The 23,721-nt window shown below is 44.0% G+C and carries 25 protein-coding genes; 17 read left to right on the forward strand and 8 right to left on the reverse strand.

All coding sequences use genetic code 11. The annotated features are described in order from the left end of the window. Positions 1 to 99: 99 nt before the first annotated feature. Together V6D41_RS16490 and V6D41_RS16495 are read right to left on the reverse strand one after the other, a co-directional pair. On the reverse strand, positions 100 to 588 hold the full coding sequence (locus tag V6D41_RS16490) for an HPP family protein (protein WP_242519884.1): 489 nt from the start codon (positions 586 to 588) through the stop codon (positions 100 to 102). 135 nt (positions 589 to 723) lie between these two features. Further along, a complete protein-coding gene (locus V6D41_RS16495; RefSeq protein ID WP_333519054.1) occupies positions 724 to 1,311 on the reverse strand; it encodes a CGNR zinc finger domain-containing protein in 588 nt (195 codons plus the stop codon). 69 nt (positions 1,312 to 1,380) lie between these two features. Here V6D41_RS16495 and V6D41_RS16500 point away from each other — a divergent pair, with 69 nt between their 5' ends. Further along, the gene (locus tag V6D41_RS16500) at positions 1,381 to 1,851 is read left to right on the forward strand and encodes a hypothetical protein (protein ID WP_333518939.1); all 471 of its coding nucleotides are present in this window, start codon (positions 1,381 to 1,383) and stop codon (positions 1,849 to 1,851) included. 297 nt (positions 1,852 to 2,148) lie between these two features. On the opposite strand, the gene V6D41_RS16505 is transcribed toward V6D41_RS16500, so the two are convergent. The 3 genes from V6D41_RS16505 to iolR form a co-directional block, all read right to left on the reverse strand. Continuing rightward, the gene (locus V6D41_RS16505; protein WP_121641573.1) at positions 2,149 to 2,463 is read right to left on the reverse strand and encodes a DUF2628 domain-containing protein; all 315 of its coding nucleotides are present in this window, start codon (positions 2,461 to 2,463) and stop codon (positions 2,149 to 2,151) included. A 251-nt stretch (positions 2,464 to 2,714) separates the two neighbouring features. Then, positions 2,715 to 3,647, reverse strand: a complete 933-nt coding sequence (locus V6D41_RS16510; RefSeq protein ID WP_087991953.1) for an aldo/keto reductase — start codon at positions 3,645 to 3,647, stop codon at positions 2,715 to 2,717. 53 nt (positions 3,648 to 3,700) lie between these two features. After that, positions 3,701 to 4,456, reverse strand: a complete 756-nt coding sequence (gene iolR / locus V6D41_RS16515; RefSeq protein WP_148963251.1) for a myo-inositol utilization transcriptional regulator IolR — start codon at positions 4,454 to 4,456, stop codon at positions 3,701 to 3,703. Between the two features lie 412 nt (positions 4,457 to 4,868). Here iolR and iolA point away from each other — a divergent pair, with 412 nt between their 5' ends. From iolA to fba, 10 genes are all read left to right on the forward strand, one after another. After that, positions 4,869 to 6,332, forward strand: a complete 1,464-nt coding sequence (gene iolA / locus V6D41_RS16520) for a methylmalonate-semialdehyde dehydrogenase (protein WP_333518940.1) — start codon at positions 4,869 to 4,871, stop codon at positions 6,330 to 6,332. A 74-nt stretch (positions 6,333 to 6,406) separates the two neighbouring features. After that, the gene (iolB, locus tag V6D41_RS16525) at positions 6,407 to 7,222 is read left to right on the forward strand and encodes a 5-deoxy-glucuronate isomerase (protein ID WP_253268710.1); all 816 of its coding nucleotides are present in this window, start codon (positions 6,407 to 6,409) and stop codon (positions 7,220 to 7,222) included. 23 nt (positions 7,223 to 7,245) lie between these two features. Then, positions 7,246 to 8,223, forward strand: coding sequence for a 5-dehydro-2-deoxygluconokinase (gene iolC / locus V6D41_RS16530; RefSeq protein WP_333518941.1), 978 nt, complete (start codon positions 7,246 to 7,248; stop codon positions 8,221 to 8,223). Between the two features lie 32 nt (positions 8,224 to 8,255). Further along, positions 8,256 to 10,169 carry a 3D-(3,5/4)-trihydroxycyclohexane-1,2-dione acylhydrolase (decyclizing) gene (gene iolD / locus V6D41_RS16535; protein WP_333518942.1) on the forward strand — a complete coding sequence of 638 codons (1,914 nt, stop codon included), beginning with the start codon at positions 8,256 to 8,258 and terminating at the stop codon, positions 10,167 to 10,169. Positions 10,170 to 10,185: 16 nt separating this feature from the next. After that, on the forward strand, positions 10,186 to 11,079 hold the full coding sequence (iolE, locus tag V6D41_RS16540) for a myo-inosose-2 dehydratase (protein WP_333518943.1): 894 nt from the start codon (positions 10,186 to 10,188) through the stop codon (positions 11,077 to 11,079). A 14-nt stretch (positions 11,080 to 11,093) separates the two neighbouring features. Next, positions 11,094 to 12,410 (forward strand): MFS transporter, encoded by a 1,317-nt coding sequence (locus V6D41_RS16545; RefSeq protein ID WP_333518944.1) that lies wholly within the window; start codon positions 11,094 to 11,096, stop codon positions 12,408 to 12,410. A gap of 22 nt (positions 12,411 to 12,432) precedes the next feature. Next, positions 12,433 to 13,467 (forward strand): bifunctional inositol 2-dehydrogenase/D-chiro-inositol 1-dehydrogenase, encoded by a 1,035-nt coding sequence (gene iolG / locus V6D41_RS16550; RefSeq protein WP_333518945.1) that lies wholly within the window; start codon positions 12,433 to 12,435, stop codon positions 13,465 to 13,467. A gap of 19 nt (positions 13,468 to 13,486) precedes the next feature. Next, on the forward strand, positions 13,487 to 14,356 hold the full coding sequence (locus V6D41_RS16555; RefSeq protein ID WP_333518946.1) for a sugar phosphate isomerase/epimerase family protein: 870 nt from the start codon (positions 13,487 to 13,489) through the stop codon (positions 14,354 to 14,356). Between the two features lie 86 nt (positions 14,357 to 14,442). Continuing rightward, complete coding sequence (gene iolI, locus V6D41_RS16560) at positions 14,443 to 15,279, forward strand: 2-keto-myo-inositol isomerase (RefSeq protein WP_333518947.1); 837 nt, start codon at positions 14,443 to 14,445, stop codon at positions 15,277 to 15,279. Positions 15,280 to 15,299: 20 nt separating this feature from the next. Next, positions 15,300 to 16,172: a class II fructose-1,6-bisphosphate aldolase gene (gene fba / locus V6D41_RS16565; protein ID WP_333518948.1), complete on the forward strand. Its 873-nt coding sequence runs from the start codon at positions 15,300 to 15,302 to the stop codon at positions 16,170 to 16,172. A 43-nt stretch (positions 16,173 to 16,215) separates the two neighbouring features. On the opposite strand, the gene V6D41_RS16570 is transcribed toward fba, so the two are convergent. After that, positions 16,216 to 17,181 (reverse strand): iron-hydroxamate ABC transporter substrate-binding protein, encoded by a 966-nt coding sequence (locus tag V6D41_RS16570; RefSeq protein ID WP_333518949.1) that lies wholly within the window; start codon positions 17,179 to 17,181, stop codon positions 16,216 to 16,218. A gap of 173 nt (positions 17,182 to 17,354) precedes the next feature. On the opposite strand from V6D41_RS16570, the gene V6D41_RS16575 reads away from it, so the two are divergent. The 6 genes from V6D41_RS16575 (at position 17,355) to V6D41_RS16600 (ending at position 22,670) form a co-directional block, all read left to right on the forward strand. Beyond that, a complete protein-coding gene (locus tag V6D41_RS16575) occupies positions 17,355 to 17,753 on the forward strand; it encodes a hypothetical protein (protein WP_148963263.1) in 399 nt (132 codons plus the stop codon). 122 nt (positions 17,754 to 17,875) lie between these two features. Next, complete coding sequence (locus V6D41_RS16580; RefSeq protein ID WP_333518950.1) at positions 17,876 to 18,565, forward strand: response regulator transcription factor; 690 nt, start codon at positions 17,876 to 17,878, stop codon at positions 18,563 to 18,565. Continuing rightward, on the forward strand, positions 18,562 to 19,539 hold the full coding sequence (locus tag V6D41_RS16585) for a sensor histidine kinase (protein ID WP_333518951.1): 978 nt from the start codon (positions 18,562 to 18,564) through the stop codon (positions 19,537 to 19,539). The genes V6D41_RS16580 and V6D41_RS16585 overlap by 4 nt, the downstream gene beginning before the upstream one ends. 145 nt (positions 19,540 to 19,684) lie before the next feature. Beyond that, positions 19,685 to 20,458 (forward strand): ABC transporter ATP-binding protein, encoded by a 774-nt coding sequence (locus V6D41_RS16590; RefSeq protein WP_333518952.1) that lies wholly within the window; start codon positions 19,685 to 19,687, stop codon positions 20,456 to 20,458. Beyond that, entirely contained in the window at positions 20,433 to 22,307 is a 1,875-nt protein-coding gene (locus V6D41_RS16595) for an ABC transporter permease (RefSeq protein ID WP_333518953.1), read from the forward strand. Before V6D41_RS16590 ends, V6D41_RS16595 begins: the two co-directional genes overlap by 26 nt. 12 nt (positions 22,308 to 22,319) lie before the next feature. Next, positions 22,320 to 22,670 carry a YxeA family protein gene (locus V6D41_RS16600; protein WP_333518954.1) on the forward strand — a complete coding sequence of 117 codons (351 nt, stop codon included), beginning with the start codon at positions 22,320 to 22,322 and terminating at the stop codon, positions 22,668 to 22,670. Positions 22,671 to 22,715: 45 nt separating this feature from the next. Here V6D41_RS16600 and V6D41_RS16605 read toward each other — a convergent pair whose 3' ends face one another. Continuing rightward, positions 22,716 to 23,069: a hypothetical protein gene (locus tag V6D41_RS16605; protein WP_087991936.1), complete on the reverse strand. Its 354-nt coding sequence runs from the start codon at positions 23,067 to 23,069 to the stop codon at positions 22,716 to 22,718. A 247-nt stretch (positions 23,070 to 23,316) separates the two neighbouring features. Then, positions 23,317 to 23,673, reverse strand: a complete 357-nt coding sequence (gene cotNE / locus V6D41_RS16610; protein WP_333518955.1) for an inner spore coat protein CotNE — start codon at positions 23,671 to 23,673, stop codon at positions 23,317 to 23,319. Between the last annotated feature and the right edge of the window lie 48 nt (positions 23,674 to 23,721).

The following is a 23,721-nucleotide window of genomic DNA, read 5'->3' on the forward strand; positions in this document are numbered from 1 at the left end:
TGTTGAACCAATGAGCACCTCATATATGTTTAACAAAGTTAATAAAGGAGTACCCTTTCCCTATCAAATTTGAAACATTTGTTTTGAAAAAAGGAAATATTAAAGCCAAAATGCGGGATATTGGCGATTTTTGCGCAAGTTATTGATAACGAGAGCGATGATCACGATGATGACAGATCCAATAAGTACGGGAAATACTAAATAGCTCCAAGCATACGCCCCTTGAATGACGACAATCGGATCTGCGCCGGCAGGAGGATGAGTGGTTTTAGTCAGCATCATCAAGCAAATGGCAAGTCCTGTGCCTAATGCAAAGGTCCATGGATGGGCCCCGAACACCTCAAAGACAACAATCCCTGTAAGTGCAGAAATGAAATGGCCGCCAATCACATTTCTCGGCTGTGATAATGGAGCATTCCAAGCGCTGAATACGAGCACACAGCTTGCTCCAAAAGGTGCCATTAACCATAAGCTTGAAGTATAAGCGGTCAATGAAGCAAGTGCCAATATGGTGATAAATCCTCCTATAAGCCCTGTAACAGCATCTTTGCTATTTACCTGTAAAGGTGTTTTCCCTTTTCCTTTCATTTTCAAAAAGAAGTTGTTTTCCAAATGAATCCCTCCAGTAGGTATAGAATAATAGTTATAAACTAACCTGTCAATTTAATTTTTAATGGTTAGTATATGATGGCAATAAAAAACCGTTCACTGGGGAACGGTTTTTTACTCATTGTTGATTTTGTTCTGATGGCGCGAGACCTTTTGTCTGTTGCCGCATATCTTCATGGAGCACCATTTTCGCCTTCCTGTTTTATCAAGAAAGAGCAAAATGCACTTTTCGTTTGCGCACCTTTTCAGCTGTTGGATTTCTTTTGTATGAATCAGCCATAACGCGTCGTAAGCGATAAGCGATAAAATGGATTGATCGAGTGTTCCATTCGGTATGCGGGCCAGTGTGTCAACTATGATTTGATAAGAAAAGGGAGCGGCGGCAATTTGATCTTGCAGGAAAGAGATGAAAGCTTGAGAGGGTTCACTGCCCTCGGCGATACGCTCAAAGTGTTTTCTCAGCTCAGCGCGAAATTGATGAATTCGTTGTAGCACGAGAGAATCATGTTCTTGGACTTGCTGTAATGTAAAAGAATGGAGAAAAGGAGCGGTTTCTCCCATTATTTCTAACCATGCCATCAGATCTTTTTCTGACTGGATAAGATCGTGCCGTTTATCATAGCTTATGATTTCAGTATTCACGAGATCGAGAGAAAGGTTTTGTGTGATAAGAGGGAATTGAGTATTTGCCAATGTAATCATTCCTTTCAACATCATTGTAAGCGCCAAAACCTTTTTCACGCAAGGATATGAATAAAAGGAGGTTTTACCGTGTTGAAAAAACAAAAGCTTGAGAAAGTGTGCAGCAGCCAATTGGCTTTTTTACCACATATCAGTATTCAGGAATTTCGCCAGCCTGAATCAGAATCATTCGTTTTTTACTTAACAGCTGAACGACCAGAGGAGAGATCAGTTGAAGAGGTCTTTAGTTTATTGATGGAGAGGGAAGAGTATGCGGAAGAAGGCTGGGAATGGAAAAGAGCAGCGGTAGAGAAAAACAGAGAGGCTGTAATCACCAAAATACTGGAACCGGTAATAGAGTATGGGGTCTTTTCAGAATTTGACAGAGCATCTGTTTTACAGCGAATTCTTGCCTATGAAAATAACGGGATTCAAATTGATGAACGGCTATTTACAAATGAAAGCAGACATGTCGTCATCTTTGATGAATGGAATTTGTTTCTGGTATTTGGATATGAAGGGACAACAGCTTATCTATTTACGTGGTTTACAACAGCATAATGAAATGATCATGTGATTTTCAAATGTGAAAAGTTAAAAAAGTTATTTTACAAATTGGGAAAAGAAAAAATGTGTAAGTATAGCCTACAAATGCTTCTCTTGTCCCTTGGGGTCTATCCCTGATGCGAGCCTGTTTGGATTTCTCTCCGATAAAATCAAAAGCAAAAAGCTGCTGATCATAGGGGCGGTGCTCTTCATATTTATCGGAAAACAGGCCGTTTCTGCACCTGCATTTCATGTGCCGAAGGGGAAATGTCATGAAAAAACCTTACACCTAATGGGGTAAGGTTTTCATTCTTATGCTGCAGGTGTAACGATTTGGTTTCTTTCTAAAATCGCTTGGGATTCTTCGTTTGCTGGACGGTATCCCTTTTCGATCAGTTCTTTTATGTAAAGCTTATTATAAATAAATGAGAAAACAATGCCGCTGACCCAGCCGCCAATTCCTAACGTAAATGAGCCAAGAACGACAGAAATAATAAACATGATCGCAGCCCATTTTAAATCACCGCGGAATAACGCAGGGAAAAACCCGAAGAAGAAAGTCGTCCAGCTAAATCCGACTTTTACTTCCTTTGTCAGTCCGCCTTCGTTTTTCAGCAAAACCTTCATCGTATTCAACCTCTTCTCTAAGATGATATCGTAAGCAGAATCAAAGAAAAATAAGACAAAAGAAAGATTGCAAAGTTCATTTTCTGCTCAACAATTCCTATCATACTACTACTTTAGGGAAAAAGTAACTTCAAATTTTAAAAAATGAAAAAAAGGATGAGATAAATCCAATTAAGTATAAAGATGGGAAATGCGATCAAGATTAATATACAAAACCCGCCTTCCTAAGTGAGAAGGCGGGTTTCCTTTTATTATGAGAACAGCTTATCAATAAACGAAATATCGTCTTGAGAAAGCGTTACGTCGGCTGTTTTGATGTTATCAATCAGCTGATCGGCACGTTTTGCTCCAGGGATTAAAATATCAATTTCCGGTCTTGCCAAATACCAAGCCAATACGATGTGAGGGATGTCCACGTTGTGTTTTTCGGCAATCGGCGCAAGCTTGTTGACCTTTCTGATATTTTCTTTAAAACGCTCGCCCTTGAAGTGTTCTTGTTCGTTTCGCAGGTCTCCTTCAGGGAACGTTGTATCTTCTGTATACTTTCCTGCCAATAATCCTGATACGAGCGGGAAGTAAGGGATAAATGAAATGTTATGCTCCTTTGTATACGGGAAAAATGTCTTTTCCGCTTCACGGTTTAACAGGTTGTATTCGCCTTGCAATACATCTACCAAGCCGTCTTTGTTTGCTTCCTTCAGCTGCTCTAAAGAGAAGTTGGATACACCGATGGAACGGATTTTTCCGGCTTGTTTCATCTCATTCAGCGCATTAACCGCTTCATCCTTCGGCGTATGTTCGTCCGGGAAGTGAATGTAGAACAGATCGATATAATCCGTGTTCAAACGCTTCAGGCTTTCATCAACTGATTTCTTAAGAAATTCTGGTGAGTTATCAAAAACAAAGTCATTTCCTTCTTTTCTGTGCGCCGCTTTCGTCGCGATGACGACATCTTCGCGATTGAACTCGCTCAGCACTTCACCAATTAGCTCTTCGGAACGGCCGATCCCGTAAATATAAGCGGTGTCTAACATGGTCACACCATTACGGATCGCCTCGCGTACCAATTCTTTCCCGGTTTCTTCATTCAGGTTCGGGTAGAGGTTATGTCCTCCGACAGCATTTGTTCCTAATCCGATAGGGAAGACCTGCAAGTCTGATTTTCCAAGCGTAGCTTTTTTCATGATCTGCCTCCTAGAATAAAATGGATGAAAGACTCTCAACACTATTGTAACCGTTAGGCCAGATGAATGCTGATTTGGTGCTCATTACAGTACTGTGTGTACTCGTCATCTAATGGCTGAGATGTCACAATGCAATGCAGCCTGTCAAACGGCGCATACGTCAAAAGCGTTGATTTTCCGAATTTAGAATGGTCAGCCAATAAATACACTTCTCTTGCTTTTTCCGAAATCCTTTTTTTAATGTCGTACTCCAGCAGATCGGAATTGGTCAATCCGTGTGTCAGCGTCGTTCCGGTAGCGGACATAAAGGCTTTGTTGATGTTGTACTTATCAAGCATAGCCGGGTCGTCCATGCCGACAAAGGAGCGGGTTTTTCTCTTATAGTTGTTTCCGATAATGATTAAGTTGATATTCTTCAAAGCAGACGCCGCATTGATAATGTCCAAACTGTTGGTTAGAATGGTGACATTTTTGGCCGGATCAAGCGTATCGAGAATAGACTTAGTTGTCGTTCCTGAATCAATGAAGATCAAATCATGATCTTCAATAAAACGGGAAGCATAATGGGCAATTTTTGTTTTTTCATCTTGGTGCTGAATGGTGCGATTCTCAAAAGGAACTAATGCGGTTTTTTCAATAGATGTTACGCCGCCGTATACTTTTTCAATCGCACCTTTTTCTGTTAGCTTGTTGATATCTCGTCTGACTGTGTTTTTAGAGACATTGAACACCTGGCACAGCTCATCTAAGGAAACAGTGCCATGCGATAAAATGTACTCCTCCATTTCCTGAATCCGCATCAGTTTCATATTAAAAACTCCTTCTTGAATCTTTACGTAACATAAATATATAATGAAAACCAAGAGTTGATCAATAGTTGCTAAAAAATGATAACACCGGTGTATATCTTTTGCAAGAATCGACGGGCTTCTTGTTTATCTCTTAATTAGTTAAAAGATTAATATAATAAAAATAATGAAAAAATGTAGTGTTTATGATTGACTTATGGGTATTGTGCGATTAGAATATAACCAAGAAATGACCAAAAAGTAACCTGATGTGCATGAAATGGTTGCTTATCTCAAATTGCATCGCCATTTATTTTTTTGGTTTTTTTGAAAGCGTTTAATTCTTGGCTTGCTGAAAAGTGGATATTGATATGAATCTATCTTGAACCATCCATACAAGTGTATGTGTTTACTAATGAAGGAGGCAATAAGAATGGCAGAAATCAGAAAATTAAAAAACTATATCAACGGTGAATGGGTTGAAAGTAAAACAGATCAATACGAAGACGTTGTTAATCCGGCGACGAAAGAAGTGCTGTGCCAAGTGCCGATCTCTACAAAAGAGGATATTGAGTACGCTGCGCAAAAAGCGGCTGAGGCATTTCAAACCTGGTCAAAAGTGGCGGTTCCGCGCCGTGCCAGAATTCTATTTAACTTCCAGCAGCTGCTTTCTCAGCATATAGAGGAACTTGCTCATCTGATTACCATTGAAAATGGAAAAAACACAAAAGAAGCTCTTGGAGAAGTGGGACGCGGAATTGAAAACGTGGAATTCGCAGCTGGAGCACCTTCCCTGATGATGGGTGACTCACTTGCTTCCATCGCAACGGACGTTGAAGCGGCCAACTACCGCTACCCAATCGGAGTTGTCGGCGGAATCGCGCCATTCAACTTCCCGATGATGGTTCCTTGCTGGATGTTCCCGATGGCAATCGCACTCGGAAACACATTTATTTTAAAGCCATCTGAGCGGACTCCGCTGTTAACAGAGAAATTGGTTGAGCTTTTTGAAAAAGCGGGTCTTCCGAAAGGGGTATTCAACGTCGTATATGGTGCGCATGATGTTGTAAACGGCATCCTCGAGCATCCTGAAATTAAAGCGATTTCATTCGTAGGCTCTAAGCCGGTCGGCGAATACGTCTACAAAAAAGGTAGCGAAAACTTAAAACGCGTTCAATCTTTGACAGGAGCGAAGAACCATACGATTGTCCTGAACGATGCGAATCTCGAAGACACAATCACCAACATCATCGGAGCAGCCTTCGGTTCTGCCGGTGAACGCTGCATGGCTTGTGCGGTTGTGACGGTTGAAGAAGGAATCGCTGATGAGTTTATGGCGAAGCTGCAGGAAAAAGTGGCTGACATTAAAATCGGTAACGGCCTTGATGACGGCGTGTTCTTAGGACCGGTTATTCGCGAAGACAACAAGAAACGCACACTCAGCTATATCGAAAAAGGTTTGGAAGAAGGCGCGAGACTCGTATGTGACGGACGTGAAAATGGGTCTGACGAAGGCTACTTTGTCGGCCCGACGATCTTTGACAATGTCACGACAGAGATGACGATCTGGAAAGATGAAATTTTCGCACCGGTCTTATCTGTTATCCGCGTGAAAAACCTGAAAGAAGCGATTGAAATTGCCAATAAGTCTGAGTTTGCGAACGGTGCCTGCCTGTTCACATCCAACTCAAATGCAATCCGCTACTTCCGTGAAAACATCGATGCGGGAATGCTCGGCATCAACCTAGGTGTGCCGGCTCCAATGGCGTTCTTCCCATTCTCAGGCTGGAAGTCTTCATTCTTTGGAACGCTGCATGCGAACGGAAAAGACAGCGTCGACTTCTATACGCGTAAAAAAGTGGTTACAGCAAGATATCCGGCACCTGATTTCAACTAAACGACGAACAGCCGAACGGCGTCCATGTGCGCTGTTCGGACTCATTCTTACAATAGAAAGAGGAGGGCTTCACTATGAGTTATTTGTTGCGTAAGCCGCAGTCGAATGAAGGATCGAATGGGGTCAAACTGGTGCACGAAGTAACGAAATCCAACTCTGATCTCACCTATGTAGAGTTTAAAGTGTTAGATCTCGCTTCCGGTTCCAGCTATGCAGAAGAGTTGAAAAAACAAGAAATTTGTATTGTGGCAGTAACGGGAAAAATCACAGTGACCGATCATGAGTCGACTTTTGAGAATATCGGCACACGTGAAAGCGTATTCGAACGAAAACCGACAGACAGCGTCTATATTTCAAATGACCGTGCATTTGAGATTACAGCGGTCAGCGACGCAAGAGTGGCGCTTTGCTATTCTCCATCAGAAAAACAGCTTCCGACAAAGCTAATCAAAGCGGAAGACACCGGAATTGAGCATCGCGGGAAGTTTTCAAACAAACGTACTGTTCACAACATTCTTCCGGATTCAGACCCTTCAGCTAACAGCCTGTTAGTAGTTGAAGTCTATACAGACAGCGGCAACTGGTCCAGCTACCCGCCTCATAAACACGATCAAGACAACTTGCCGGAAGAATCTTTCTTAGAAGAAACGTACTACCATGAATTAGACCCGGGACAGGGCTTTGTGTTTCAGCGTGTATACACAGATGACCGCTCTATTGACGAGACAATGACTGTAGAAAATGAAAACGTTGTCATTGTTCCTGCTGGATACCACCCGGTAGGCGTTCCGGACGGATACACATCCTACTATTTAAATGTCATGGCAGGGCCGACGCGGAAATGGAAGTTTCATAATGACCCGGCGCATGAGTGGATTTTAGAACGCTAACAAGTGAGGAGTGGCTGTTTACGATGAAGTATACATTTAATGAAGAGAAGGCTTTTGATATTGTTGCCATCGGCCGGGCATGTATTGATCTCAACGCAGTCGAATACAACCGCCCAATGGAAGAAACAATGACATTTTCGAAATACGTCGGCGGTTCACCTGCGAATATCGCGATCGGCAGTGCGAAGCTAGGCTTAAAAGCGGGCTTCATCGGCAAAATTCCAGATGACCAGCATGGAAGATTCATAGAGTCCTATATGAGAAATACCGGCGTTGACACAACCCAGATGATTGTTGATCAAGATGGCCATAAAGCGGGCCTGGCATTTACAGAAATCCTCAGCCCTGAGGAGTGCAGCATCTTAATGTATCGCGATGATGTGGCAGACCTCTATCTGGAGCCTTCAGAGGTAAGCGAGGCGTATATCGCAAAGGCGAAAATGCTGCTTGTTTCTGGGACAGCGCTCGCCAAAAGCCCCTCACGGGAAGCGGTGTTGAAAGCCGTTCAATATGCGAAAAAGCATCAGGTCAAAGTGGTGTTCGAACTGGATTACCGCCCATATACGTGGCAGTCAGCGGATGAAACAGCCGTTTACTATTCTTTGGTCGCCGAGCAGTCTGATATCGTCATTGGCACACGCGATGAGTTTGACGCGATGGAAAATCGCACAGGCGGAAGCAATGAGGAATCCGTCAATCATTTATTTGGCCATTCAGCCGACCTCGTTGTCATCAAACACGGCGTCGAAGGCTCTTACGCATACAGCAAATCTGGTGAGGTATACCGAGCGCAAGCGTACAAGACAAAAGTGCTGAAAACCTTTGGAGCCGGTGACTCCTATGCGTCAGCCTTTATCTATGGCCTTGTCAGCGGAAAAGATATCGAAACGGCATTGAAATACGGCAGCGCGTCAGCCTCCATTGTGGTGAGCAAGCACAGTTCGTCAGAAGCGATGCCGACTGCGGAAGAAATCGTACAGCTTATTGAAGCACAGTCATAATTGAAAAAGATCGAGGAAAGGTGGGATCGTTTGTGGGTAAGAAAATTCGCTTAACAACAGCACAAGCGCTGATTAAATTCTTAAACCAGCAGTACATCCATGTAGATGGAAAGGAAGAGCCTTTCGTTGAAGGGGTTTTCACGATTTTCGGTCATGGTAACGTATTAGGGATTGGCCAGGCGCTTGAGCAGGATGCAGGCCATTTGAAAGTCTATCAAGGGAAAAATGAACAAGGAATGGCGCATGCCGCAATGGCGTACAGCAAACAAATGCTGAGAAGAAAAATATATGCGGTCTCTACATCCGTCGGACCGGGAGCGGCCAACTTAGTGGCGGCAGCCGGCACTGCATTGGCAAACAATATCCCGGTTCTCTTGATTCCGGCAGATACTTTTGCGACAAGACAGCCAGATCCTGTACTGCAGCAGATGGAGCAAGAATACAGTGCGGCGATTACAACAAACGATGCATTGAAACCTGTATCGAGATACTGGGACCGCATTACGCGTCCTGAGCAGCTTATGAGCAGTTTGCTGCGCGCGTTTGAAGTCATGACTGATCCGGCAAAAGCAGGTCCGGCAACGATTTGTATTTCTCAGGATGTGGAAGGAGAAGCATACGACTTTGATGAAAGTTTCTTCGTCAAACGGATTCACTATATTGATCGCATGCAGCCGAGCGAGCGCGAGCTGCAAGGTGCGGCGGAGCTGATGAAAGCCAGCAAAAATCCTGTGATCCTTGTCGGCGGAGGCGCAAAATACTCCGGTGCGCGCGATGAATTGGTTGCCATTTCTGAAGCGTATCACATTCCGTTAGTTGAAACGCAGGCAGGAAAGTCGACAGTTGAAGCTGATTTTGCGAACAACCTCGGCGGAATGGGCATCACAGGTACACTTGCGGCAAATAAAGCGGCCCGCCAAGCTGATTTGATTATCGGCATCGGCACAAGATATACGGATTTTGCGACATCCTCTAAGACCGCTTTTGATTTTGATAAAGCGAAGTTCCTGAACATTAATGTCAGCCGAATGCAGGCGTATAAACTCGACGCGTTCCAAGTGGTGGCGGATGCGAAAATAACGCTTGGCAAACTGAACGGCTTGCTTGAAGGCTATAAGAGTGAATTCGGCTCAACGATTAAGGAGCTAAAGGAAGAATGGCTCGCTGAACGCGAACGCCTTAGCAAAGTGACGTTTAAACGGGAGGCATTTGATCCGGAAATCAAAAATCATTTCTCCCAGGAGGTTCTAAACGAATACGCTGACGCGTTAAATACTGAGCTTCCGCAAACAACAGCATTGCTGACAATCAACGAAACGATTGCTGAAGACAGCGTAATCATCTGTTCAGCAGGCTCTCTTCCAGGAGATTTGCAGCGTTTGTGGCATTCAAATGTGCCAAATACGTATCACCTGGAGTACGGGTATTCCTGCATGGGCTATGAGGTGTCCGGGACACTGGGTCTTAAACTGGCCCATCCTGACAGAGAAGTGTATTCCATTGTCGGAGACGGCAGCTTCCTGATGCTTCACTCTGAGCTGATTACAGCGATTCAGTACAACAAGAAAATCAATGTGCTGCTCTTTGATAACTCTGGTTTTGGATGTATCAACAACTTGCAAATGGATCACGGCAGTGGCAGCTACTATTGCGAGTTCCGCACAGATGACAACCAGATTTTAAATGTCGATTATGCGAAAGTTGCTGAGGGTTACGGCGCGAAAACCTATCGTGCGAACACAGTAGAAGAGTTAAAAGCGGCGTTAGAGGATGCGAAGAAACAGGACGTATCAACGTTAATTGAAATGAAGGTTCTGCCAAAAACAATGACGGACGGCTATGACAGCTGGTGGCATGTCGGCGTAGCAGAGGTGTCTGAACAAGAAAGTGTTCAGAAAGCATACGAAGCAAAAGAGAAAATGCTGGAATCTGCTAAGCAGTATTAGAGGGGAGGCATCATAGATGGGCAAAAATGAAATCCTGTGGGGGATCGCTCCCATTGGGTGGCGGAATGATGATATGCCTGAAATCGGAGCGGGAAATACTCTTCAGCATTTGTTAAGTGATATTGTCGTCGCGCGTTTTCAAGGCACGGAAGTCGGGGGCTTTTTCCCCGAACCTGCCATTCTGAATAAAGAGCTGAAGCTTCGGAATTTGCGGATCGCAGGAAAATGGTTCAGCAGCTTCATCCTCCGAGACGGACTCGGAGAAACAGCAAAGGCGTTTAAAGCGTATTGTGAGTACTTACAGCAAGTAAAAGCGGATGTCGCTGTTGTCTCTGAACAAACCTACAGTGTGCAAAGCTTGGAAAAAAACGTGTTCACAGATAAACCGTACTTTAATGATGAAGAATGGGAACGGCTTTGTGAAGGGCTCGATCACCTTGGCAAAATTGCCGATCAGCATGGCTTAAAGCTCGTCTATCATCATCATCTCGGCACCGGCGTTCAAACGGCGGAAGAAGTGGACCATCTGATGGCGGGTACAGACCCTGCGCATGTACACCTCCTCTATGATACAGGCCATGCTTATATTTCTGACGGAGACTACATGGGAATGCTTGAGAAGCATTTCGCCCGCATTAAGCATGTGCATTTTAAAGATGCCAGACTGAATGTCATGGAACAGTGCAGGCTTGAAGGGAAGTCGTTTCGGCAATCGTTTTTAAAAGGCATGTTTACGGTTCCCGGTGATGGATGCATTGATTTTAGAGAAGTATATCAGCTGCTGTTAAAGAACAATTATTCCGGATGGATTGTCGTTGAAGCTGAACAGGACCCTGATGTGGCAAACCCGCTTGAGTATGCATTGATCGCCAGAAACTATATTGATAAGCAGTTGTTGAATCTGGCTTAATGGGGACTGAATATATGGAAAATACCAAAGCCGATTCGGCCTTCAATAAACGGACAATCGCGGCGGCATTGGCCAACTATATTGATGCCGGTTCCATTGTAGCTGGATCTGCCGGTTTATCGTTATGGGTCAGTTACCTAAAGCTATCTGATACGCAGATCGGGCTGCTCGGCGCGCTAAGCGCAAATGCAATTTCAGCCGCTGTCGGCGCTTTGCTCGGCGGGTTTCTGGCTGATAAAATCGGGCGGAAGGCTGTTTATACCAATAGCATGCTGGTTTATGCGCTAGGGATTTGTTTGGTTCTGTTCGGGGCTAATTTCCCCATGTTGTTAAGCGGTTACATGATTATCGGTTTATCAGTAGGAGCCGACATTACCGCATCATGGACGATTATTGCAGAAAATGCGCCAAAGAAAAATCGGGCCCGGCATTGCGGCGTAGCACAAGTCGCTTGGGCCGCGGGCGCTGTGGTTGTGCTGCTTCTCTCCGTACTGGTCGGTGATTTAGGCCTCCTGGGTAATAAAATCGTCTTTGCCCATCTGCTTGTCATTGCGCTGATTACGTACATCCTGAGAATCAGGCTTCCGGAGTCAGACGCCTGGCAGCCAAAAAAACAGGCGGGAGATTCGCAGACAGGGAAGCCAGCCGTATTGAACAAAACATCGTATTTTGATTTGCTTAAACCTATGTATCTAAAAAATATACTGTTTTTAATGGGTGTGTTCCTGGTTTGGAATTTAGCAGCCGGTGTAATGGGCTTCTTTATGCCATACATTTATCAGCAGGTCGGCGGTGTATCGGCCACAACGGCAAACCTTTTGCAAATGGGTTTGTTTATCTTCACAGGATTGGGGGTCGCTTTGATCTTCATGCCCTATGCCGACAAATATAGAAAAACCGTGTTTGGAATCGCTGCCTTTATGGCAGTGATCGGATGGACGCTGTTTCTGCTGCCGGTTGAAGGCTTGCCGGTTCTGCTCCTGTTTATTGTTGTCATCGGCATCAATAACGGAGCCGGGCAGCAAGCAAACTATCAGTTATGGGCCAGTGAAATCTTTCCTACGCAATATCGTGCTTCTGCACAAGGACTGATGTTTTTCCTTGTCCGTATTTCAATCGGGATTTGGAGTCTGTTTGTCCCAATGGTTATGACCAATTTCGGCATTGGAACAATGGCTGCAATTCTTCTCGGATGTGTGACGGCCAGTATGATCATCGGGCTTCTCTTCGCGCCTAATACGTCTGGCAAGTCGCTTGAACAAATTCAGGAGGAACTCTACGGATCTCCTCGGACCCAAGTAAAGCAACGAACAGAAAGCAAAATCATGTAACCAACAGAAGGAGTGGCTGTCAATGAGTTTACGTATTGGTGTAATTGGAACTGGAGCAATCGGAAAAGAACATATTAACCGCATCACGAACAAGCTGTCCGGTGCAGAAATCGTGGCTGTAACGGATGTGAATCAAGAAGCTGCGCAAAAGGTCGTTGAGCAATACCAATTAAACGCGGCGGTGTATCCGAATGATGACAGTCTTCTTGCCGACGAAAATGTAGACGCTGTCTTAGTGACAAGCTGGGGGCCTGCTCATGAATCGAGCGTACTGAAAGCGATTAAAGCCCAGAAATATGTGTTCTGTGAAAAACCGCTCGCGACAACGGCTGAAGGATGCATGCGCATCGTCGAAGAGGAAATCAAAGTGGGCAAACGCCTTGTTCAAGTCGGCTTTATGCGCCGTTATGACAGCGGTTACGTACAGCTGAAGGAAGCGCTTGATAACCATGTCATTGGTGAGCCGCTTATGATTCACTGCGCGCACCGCAACCCAAGTGTTGCCGAAAACTACACAACGGATATGGCCGTTGTTGATACGCTTGTTCATGAAATTGATGTGCTGCACTGGCTTGTCAATGATGACTACGAGTCCGTTCAAGTCTTCTATCCGAAAAAATCGAAAAACGCGCTTCCGCATTTAAAAGATCCGCAAATTGTAGTCATTGAAACAAAAGGCGGCATCGTCATCAATGCTGAAATCTATGTGAACTGTAAATACGGCTATGACATTCAATGTGAAATCGTCGGAGAAGACGGTATCATCAAGCTTCCTGAACCATCAAGCATCAGCATGAGAAAAGAAGGCAAATTCAGCACAGATATTCTGATGGATTGGCAGAGGCGCTTTGTGGCCGCGTACGATGTAGAAATCCAAGACTTCATTGATTCGATTCAAAAGAAAGGCGAGGTCAGCGGACCGACGGCGTGGGACGGCTATATTGCTGCTGTTACGACTGACGCATGTGTAAAAGCCCAGGAATCCGGACAAAAAGAAAAAGTTGATTTGAAGGAAAAACCTGAATTCTATCAATCTTATACAACAGTTGAAAACTAAAAAATAGAGGAGTGAAAATATGAAATTAGCATTGGATCCATCGATGTATCGTGATGATTTAACGTTGGAGGAAATGGTTTATAAAACTGCGGAGCTTGGCTATGAATATATTGAGCTATCGCCGCGCGAGGATTTTTGTCCATTCTATAAATATCCGAAGGTCGATTCAGCAAAGATTAAACAATTAAAGCGGCTTTTAAAGGATACAGGTGTCAAGCTTTCATCGCTCCTCCCTCTTTACCACTGGGCGGGTCCTGATGAAGATCGCCGTCAGGCTGCGGTGCGCAATTGGAAAAGGGCGATTGAAATTGCGGTTGAACTTGAAGTGGATTTGATGAACAGTGAATTCAGCGGTTCAAAATATGATCCTTTAACAAGTGAAGAAAAATTTATCAAATCCATGGATGAGCTTCTGCCAGTCTTTGAAAAAGAAGGCGTTAAACTCAATCTTCAAGCCCATCCATACGATTTTATCGAAACGCACAAAGGTGCGATGGATATGATTCGCGCGCTTGACAAGGACTGGATCAATCTTGTCTACTCGACTGCGCATACGTTCTTCTATGATGACGGCATAGGCGACATTGAGACAATGTTTGACGAAGCCGGCGACCGCCTCACACACGTTTTATTTGCGGATACCTTTAATCATAAAGCGGCCCACGGGCTTCGCTATATCGTCAATCCGCCAGATGCGAAAGTAACGGTTCACCAGCATTTGGACATTGGCCAAGGCGAGGTTGATTTTGAAACGATTTTCAGAAAGCTGAGAGAGATGAAGTTCGACGGAATTGCGACGAATGCCGTTTTTGCTTGGGTCGACGAAAGAGCGGATGAATCAAGCCGATTTATGCTTCGGAAAATGAAAGAAGAATTAGGTCTGGCATAAGCTGAGCATGGAGTTCGGCGGGATATGGCGAATAGCCATCCTGCCGAACTCCCTTCATATCTAAAACGCAGATGGGGGAGTCTGACATGAAACTTTGCTTTAATGAAGCAACAACATTGGAAAACTCAAATCTTAAACAGGAACTAGAACTATGCGAAAAGCACGGCTATGATTATATTGAAATCCGCACAATGGATAAGCTGCCGGAGTACTTAAAAGACCATTCATTGGACGATCTTGCGGAGTATTTTCAAACCCATCACATTAAACCGCTTGCCTTAAACGCACTCGTTTTTTTTAACAACCGTGATGAAAAGGGCCACAATGAGATCATCGCTGAATTTAAAGGCATGATGGAAACGTGCAAAACCCTCGGCGTAAAATATGTCGTGGCCGTCCCGCTTGTGACTGAGCAGAAGATTGTAAAAGAAGAGATCAAAAAGAGCAGTGTAGAGGTGCTGACTGAGCTTTCAGATATCGCGGAGCCGTACGGCGTAAAAATCGCACTTGAATTTGTCGGCCACCCGCAATGTACGGTCAATACGTTTGAACAAGCGTACGACATCGTAAACACAGTCGACCGGGACAATGTCGGGCTTGTCCTTGACAGTTTCCACTTCCATGCAATGGGTTCAAATATTGAAAGCTTAAAGCAGGCGGACGGAAAGAAAATTTTCATCTACCACATCGACGATACCGAAGATTTCCCAATCGGCTTTTTAACGGATGAGGATCGTGTGTGGCCTGGCCAAGGAGCGATTGACTTAAATGCCCATTTATCAGCCCTCAAAGAAATCGGTTTCTCTGATGTTGTATCGGTTGAGCTTTTCCGGCCTGAATACTATAAGCTGAGTGCCGAGGAAGCCATTCAAACAGCGAAAAAAACAACGGTTGATGTTGTATCAAAATACTTCAACATGTAATGGATAAAGGAGGGGTGAACATGGCTTTTGTATCGATGAAAGAGCTTCTTGAAGATGCAAAACGGGAGCATTACGCAATCGGCCAGTTTAATATTAATGGCTTGCAGTGGACAAAAGCGATTTTACGGGCTGCGGAGGAAGAACAGTCTCCTGTCATCGCGGCGGCATCAGATCGGCTGATCGACTACTTGGGCGGATTCAAAACCGTAGCCGCGATGGTCAATGCATTAATGGAAGAATTGTCAATCACCGTTCCCGTTGTCCTTCACCTTGATCACGGCAGCAGCGTGGAGCGCTGTAAACAAGCCATTGACGCAGGGTTTAGCTCGGTCATGATTGACGGATCACATTCACCGATTGATCAGAATATCGCCATGACGAAAGAGGTAGCAGACTATGCCAAGCTTCACGGTGTGTCAGTAGAGGCTGAAGTCGGTACGGTAGGCGGCATGGAGGACGGTCTTGTGGGCGGTGTAAAATACGCTGATCTTCATGAGTGCCAGCGTCTCGCGGAAGAAACCAATATTGATGCCCTGGCCGCTGCGCTCGGATCAGTTCATGGAAAGTATCAAGGTGAGCCTAAGCTCGGATTCAAAGAGATGGAGGAAATCGCTAAGACTACGAACATTCCCCTAGTTCTTCACGGTGCATCGGGAATTCCGGCTGATCAAATCGTAAGAACCATCCAGCTTGGCCACGCGAAGATCAACATCAATACAGAATGTATGGTGGCATGGGCAGAAAAAACGCGCGTCATGTTTGAAGAAAATCGAGACTTATACGAACCCCGCGCCTATATGACGCCGGGAATTGACGCGGTAAAGGAAACAGTGAAAAGCAAAATGAAAGAATTCGGCTCAGCGGGAAAAGCCGCTAGACAGCAAGTCAGCTGAAGAAAAAGCACTCACGTCATCGTGAGTGCTTTTGTCATGCCATTTATTTTTGGTTTTCTTTCTCACGCTTCACCAGCATATCAGCAATCAAATCAACCTGTTTGCTGACGGAAATCGGATCGTACGGGTAGAATGTGTCAAAGTCATTGATAAACACGCGGTTATGTTTGACAGCGTCTAGGTTTTTCCAGATAGCGGATTCCTTCAGCTTGTCGAGTGTTTTGCTTTCGCCTTTCGGATTGTAGTCCGTAATGAACATATAATCTGCGGCATACTCAGGAATGACCTCTTGAGAGAGCTGTTTCATCTCTCCTTTTTTGATGACATCTTGTTCAATTTTTTCAGGCGCTTTTAACCCAAGCGCGTTGTATACAGCTTGGCCACCGCGTCCGCCATTGTCATTGAACACCCAGAATTCGCCCTTGTCCGTGTTTTCATAAATACCGAAAGTCGCATCTTTGTCGAGGATGCCGGCCATTTTCTTTTTGGCTGCTTCCGCTTTTTTGTTAAAGTCAGCCATAAAGGATGTTGCTTCGTCTTTCGTTCCGGCGATATCCCCGAACATGCTGACTGTGTCTTCTATGTTTTTCGCTGTGTTATAAGGAACGACAACAGTTGGCGCGATTTTTTTTAATTGATCTACATTTTCTTCATTCATGACAACAATTAAGTCAGGCTGAAGCTCCATCACTTTTTCGACGCTGATCGGATCCCCGACATCCTCCACATCTTTCAGCTTTGATTTTAAAAACGGATTATCAAATGACCATGAACCCGAGCCAACCACATTCGCCCCGACAGACAGCAATTCTCCAGCATAAAAATCAGTGACGATGCGTTTCGGATGTGCAGGGATTTTGACGTCTCCTTTTGTGGATTTGTATGTTCTCATTTCTGTTTTATCGGAAGCTGAATCACCTGAGCTTCCTTTCGAAGCCGTGCTGCTGCATGCGCTGATAAATATAAGAAGCAGCACCAGCATGCCCACGAGCAATGTGTTCTTTTTCATCAAGAATCCCCCAATATGTATTTAATTAATCAGTAATGATTATCATTATCAATTAATAATATAGCAGGAAACCTGTGCTCCGTCTATCACTATTTTTAAGGGAAAAAATTTCTCGTTAACAGGTGACGCGGTATGCTTAATCTATTATTATAGGTAAATAGGAGGATAAAAATATGGAAATTACAAAAAGAGGTGCCGCTTGGGAATGGCGGCATAGCTGGTGGATGCTGTTTATTTTCATGCCTTTTGCTATCACCAGTTTTTTTGCCTTTTTATTGATTGGCATCAAGGTTAGAAATAAAAAGTGGATCATGTATGGAATTATTTATTTTTTCGTATTTGCGTTTGGTTTTGTGCTGCCCGATTTACCAGGAATTTTTATTGTGCTCCCGTTATGGGCTGTGACGATTATTCATGGTTTTAAAGTGCGTCCGCTGTATCTGATTCAGCTGGATGTCTACAAAGACAATGTGGAGGCACGGACCTTTGCTGAGGCAAGAAGTGAAGCCGAAAGCAGATTTCATGCACCGAAACAATCGATTCAAGATATACATATTCGCAAAGAACGGTAAGAAGCGGGTCTTTTATGAAGGCCCGCTTTCTCTTGTTGCGCAGAACCGATGAAAGCATTATGATGGGGGCATCAAAAAATGATGGCTCTGAAACGGCCTTATCCTTTTGGAGGATGGATTGCATGAATAAAATCATGATTGTGGAAGATAGCGAAGACATTCGGTCATTATTACAAAATTATTTAGAGAAGTACGGATATAATACCGTGGTTATCAATGATTTCACAGCTGTATTGGATAAGTTCTTGCGGGAAAAGCCCGATGTGGTGCTGCTTGATATCAACTTACCGGCATATGACGGATATTATTGGTGCCGGCAAATCCGCCAGCATTCGACCAGCCCGATCATCTTTATTTCTGCCAGAAGCGGCGAAATGGATCAGGTGATGGCGATTGAAAACGGCGGCGATGATTATATTGAAAAGCCCTTTTCTTATGATATTGTGCTCGCGAAAATCAAAAGCCAAATTCGCAGGGCGTATGGAGAGTATGCGGTAAAGCAGGGAGAAAGAATCGTGGAATTCGAGAGTGTGCAGCTGTATGTAGAGCGATTTGAACTGCGTTATCAAGAACAAAAGTGCGAGCTCTCAAAGAAAGAAAGCAAGCTTCTTGAGGTGTTGCTGGAACGCGGAGAAAAGGTAACGGGAAGAGACCGGTTAATGGAAAAAACGTGGGATACTGATCTGTTTGTTGATGACAATACGCTGAATGTATATATCACCCGTTTGCGCAAAAAGCTTCGTGACTTAGAGGTGCCTTTTTCGATCGAATCTGTCCGCGGTGAAGGATATCAGTTGAGGCCGCTGTCATGAAACTGTTTTTACGGGCTCATGTACTCTTAATATTGCTTTTTTTGATTCAAGGCATTTTTGTTTTTACGTACTATTGGTTTGCAGGTCAGCGTTCCCTTGCCCATTTATTCTATATACTCGGCGTGCAGCTGCTGTTGTTAGCGGTGTATTTGATCTATCGCTGGTATCAAGACCGCGGTGTTTATCAGTGGATCAGCTCTCATCAGGAGGATGCGGAAGTGCCTGGTTTAGGTTCTTCTTTGTTTTGTTCTGAGCTTTATGAAAAACAGATGGAACTGAACCGCCTCCACAATCAAAAGCTTCAAGAAAAAGAAGCCAAACTGGAAGATAGGGTAACCTATATGAACCAGTGGGTGCACCAAGTGAAGACACCGCTTTCTGTTATTAATTTAATCATTCAGGAAGAGGACGAACCCATTTTTGGGCAAATCAAAAAAGAAGTCCGGCAGATTGAATATGGATTGGAAACATTGCTATATTCCTCGAGGCTCGACCTGTTTGAGAGAGATTTCAAAATAGAAGCAGTCTCTTTATCCGAGATTCTCCAAACCGTTATTCAAAGCTATAAACGGTATTTTATTGAGCATCGTGTATATCCGAAAACAAATATTCTCACTGACGATACGATTTATACAGACCCAAAATGGCTGAAATTTGCGATTGGGCAGGTTGTGACAAACGCGGTGAAGTATTCCGCGGGAATGAGTGACCGGATTGAGCTGACGATATTTCAGCATGAGGTTAAAACGGTGTTAGAAATAAGAGATTATGGTGTGGGGATTCCCTCACAGGATATAAAGCGTGTGTTTGATCCCTATTACACAGGTGAAAACGGCCGGCGTTTCCAAGAATCAACCGGGATAGGCCTTCATCTGGTGAAAGAAATTACGAAAAAACTGAATCATGAAGTAGAGATCAGCTCTTCTTCGGGAAAAGGTACAGCGGTACAATTTTTATTTCTTACAAAAGTGTAAGGAGGCATTAAGAAAACCGCATAGCACACTGCCATCCCTCTTGATAAGATTTGTTTATCAGCTTATCAGGGGGGATTTTTTATGAGGTTCTTCGCACACATGATAAGCCGGTTTCTGATGAAGAATAACGATAAGGAGGATTCTCATGGCGAATATGCTCGAGGTCAAACATTTAAATAAAACTTACAAAGGACAAGTGTCTCACCGGGCGTTAAAACAAATCTCTTTTTCAGTAGAAGAAGGGGAATTCACGGCTGTAATGGGCCCGTCGGGTTCCGGTAAAACAACGCTTTTGAATATCATCTCTACCATAGATCGTCCTGATTCCGGAGATGTCTTGATCAAAGGAGACAACCCTCACAATCTGAAAAAAACAAGGCTGGCACAATTCAGGCGCAAACAGCTTGGTTTCGTGTTTCAGGACTTTAATCTGCTTGATACACTGACGATTGGCGAAAATATCATGCTGCCGTTAACACTCGAAAAAGAATCTCCTTCTGTCATGGAAAAAAAGCTGTATGCCATCGCAGAAAAGCTTGGAATAGAGAATCTTTTACAAAAGCGTCCGTTTGAGGTCTCAGGCGGACAGCGCCAGCGGGCGGCCATTGCGAGAGCAATGATTCATAAACCTTCACTGATTCTGGCTGATGAACCGACGGGAAACCTCGACTCTAAAGCTTCCAAGGATGTTATGGAAACCATGCAAAGCCTGAACCAGAACGATCAGATTACAGCATTGATGGTCACCCATGATCCTGTGGCGGCAAGCTATTGCCAGCGTGTGATTTTTATTAAAGACGGAACACTGTTTAACGAAATTTACCGCGGGGATAACCGCCAGGTGTTTTATGATCAAATCCTGGATGTACTTTCTATGCTGGGGGGAAACGCAAATGACCTTTCTTCAGTTCGCTTATAAAAATGTTACACGAAACAAACGGTCGTATTTGGCGTTTTTTTTGAGCAGTGCTTTTTCTGTATTGATTTTCTTTACTTTCGCTATGTTTATTTTTCATCCTGCTCTTAAGGAAGGATACTTGAATAACATTGCGAGGCAAGGATTAACAGCAGCGGAGTGGATGATTTTTATTTTTTCAATTTTATTTGTTCTATATTCCGTTAATGCTTTTTTGAAATCCAGAAACAAAGAGTTTGGCATTCTGCTGATTCAGGGGATTACTCCCGCCCAGCTGCGGGTGCTGGTGACAGCTGAAAACATGATGATCGGCGCCTTTTCAATTGTTGCCGGGATCATCGGCGGACTGATTTTTTCAAAAACATTTTTTACAATCGGAGCTTATATTTTAGAAATGGACGCTTTACCCCTGTATATGCCTTGGAAGGCGTTGGGGATTACGATTTGCGGATTTATGCTCTTATTTTTCCTATTATCGCAGTTTACGCTCTTTTTTATTAAATCCAAAACCGTTATTTTGCTGATCAAAGGCGCGGAAAACATGAAACCTGAGCCGAAGCCGTCTATCCTTCTGTCGATTTTCGGCGTGGCATGCCTTGTGATGAGCTACGGAATGGTCTTAAAAGAGAATGTTCACTCCTATATGCCTTTTCTGATTTTGATCTTAACCATAGTTGGAACGTATTTTTTCTTCAGCCAGAGCAGCATTTGGATATTGAGGGCCGTGAAGAAGTGGAAGGGCTTTTACTTGCGCGGGAAAAATGTCATTTGGATTTCTGATTTAGTCTATCGCCTAAAAGATAATGCCCGCCTGTTTTTTATCGTCAGTATTATTTCAGCAGTGGCTTTTACTGCTACAGGAGTGCTGGCCGTTTACAAATCAACTGTCGGGGCAATGGATTCAGCCTATGAAATGGAGTACTTATCATTTGAAGGCAATCTGAAAGAAAAACAACACCTGCATGATATTGAACATGAGCTGAAACAGAATCATTTCGCATTTACACGTTACGATATGTCAGTTTCATATGTGCGCTATAAGCGGGGAGATGAAGTGCCGCCTGTTATCTTAATGGATCAGGAAACATTTCAAAAGCACTTCAGCATGAGCATGAATGATCTGAAAAACGGGGAAAGCATCTATTTCCCAAGCACCTATGAAGTCAAGGATAAAACTGAATTTCCGAAACAATTAGATCTGCTGAACAAGAAAAATGAGCTGGCAAATCAGAAGCTCGAAGTGAAAGAAACAAAAAAACCGCTGATTTCTGTAAACAGCGTTCTTGTCGTAAATGAAACAACCTACAAAAAGCTTCATAAGCTTGGAGAAAGCACGAAGCTCATTGGTTACAAATTTAAGAATTGGAAAGACAGTTTAGGCAACAGCCAATCACTTACAAATAAATTGTATGGTGATTATTCTGACGTTCACTTTCAATTTGATGCGAAGGCCAGTACGCACTATATGACAGTGCAACTGCCAAGCTTAAGCTTATTTATTGGGCTTTTCATTGCCATTGTCTTCTTTACCGCGGCCGGAAGCTTTTTGTATTTCCGTTTGTTTACGGATTTAGAGGAAGATCAGAAGCGCTACCGTTCATTAGCGAAGATTGGATTTAGTGAAGAAGAAATGTCACAGAGCGTAACCATTCAATTAGCGATCTTGTTCTTCTTTCCCTTTGCGATGGCTGTTCTTCATACGGTTTTTGCCATTAGAGCTGGCGACTTTGTCAACGTAACCAAACCAGTGTTGCTGACAATCGGAGGATTTTTAGCTTTTCAGCTGCTGTTCTTCCTGATGGTGCGGTTTAGCTACTTGAAAAAAATAAAAAGCTTCTTAACGATGAAATAAGGGATGGTGAGTATGAAAAAATTTTTATCAATTATAGTGGGTGCAGGGGCCATCGCGGCCATTTGCGGCATTCTCTTCATTCATAACGAGATAACAGATAGAATCAATCCGCTAGTTCCCAGACAGGATCTGTATGTCCAGATGAATCGAGATGGCCAGCACCTTAAACCAGGCGGCACTAAATATACACTAGACGGCTGCAATAAGTCCGGTGAAAAGAGCGAAGTAACGTTCCTGGTAAGCGGTGATTTGCGGAAGAATGCCTATTTAAAAGTCAACACAAAAGGCAAATATGTAGAGACCTGGGAAGAAGTGCAATATAAAGATTTGCCCAAAAACGTCCAATCACAATTAAAACAATAGAGAAGCAAGCGGCATAGGGGGAGCTATGCCGCTTGCTTTTATATATTACTGCTGGTAGGAATGCTGCTGGAATGGCGTGTTTTGTCCGAATGGAAGTGCTGAAACATTCGAATTCATGCCGCTGGATTGCCCAGTGAGTTCCTGCTGCATTTGGTTGCACATGTTGACAACCTGCTGGCATTTTTGAATCGCCATGTCATGTCCGTGCAGTGCTTGCTGAATGGTATGTGCAGCTTGTTGTTCGTGGTTTAGTATCTGCTGCAGCATTTGGATGTTCTGCTGCTCCTGATGAAGCATTTGGCGATATTGCTGGCTGCTTTGCTGTGTTTGCTGAATGAGCTGCTGAGCAGTCTGGCGGGCTTGGTTCAGCTGCTGCAAGCCGTGTTGTGTATTATGCATGAGTTATCCCTCCATGTGATCGATTGACGTGAGTCGGTATTATCATGCAACCTGAATGAAAAGAAATTCCGCAAACGAAAAACTACAATTATTTTCCTCAACTTCTCTTTCTTTGAATGCAACCGGTAAAGATTGTATACTTGCACAAACCCTTTTTATGTAAATGCTCCGCTTTTCATACCATAAGGAGTGCGAAACACGGAACCCTGAAATGGGGAATCGTATTCCGCTTTTTTCTTTGCCCGCTTCAAAAACCGCCTTCACCTGCGGTAAATGGGATATTCAGCCTGTTTTCTACTGTGCGGAGGCGCTGATTGAGCCGATTTAAGCGGCGGGTATGGCGTTCAACAGCTTGGCTTAACTGATTAACCTGTTCGGCCATCCGTGCAATTTCCCGATTTTGGCGGCGGTCTTCATTTGTCAGGCGTGTTAACTCTCTTGTTTGTTGTTCATTTTGCCGTTCAAGTGCTGCAATTCTTCTTTCTAATGCTGGCGGCTGTCTGTCCATCTGGCGGGGCTCATAATAATCCTGCTGCGGATAAGGATTGTATTCATATTGGCTATAGTAAGGCGGCTGCGGACTGTAATATTGATAAGGGTCCATGTGATCAATCTCCTTAAAAAATGTAAAATATGGGTGAATTCTTTATAA

The sequence above is a fragment of the Bacillus sp. 0102A genome, from assembly GCF_036765155.1.
GTDB classification, from domain to species: Bacteria; Bacillota; Bacilli; order Bacillales; family Bacillaceae; genus Bacillus; species Bacillus subtilis_G.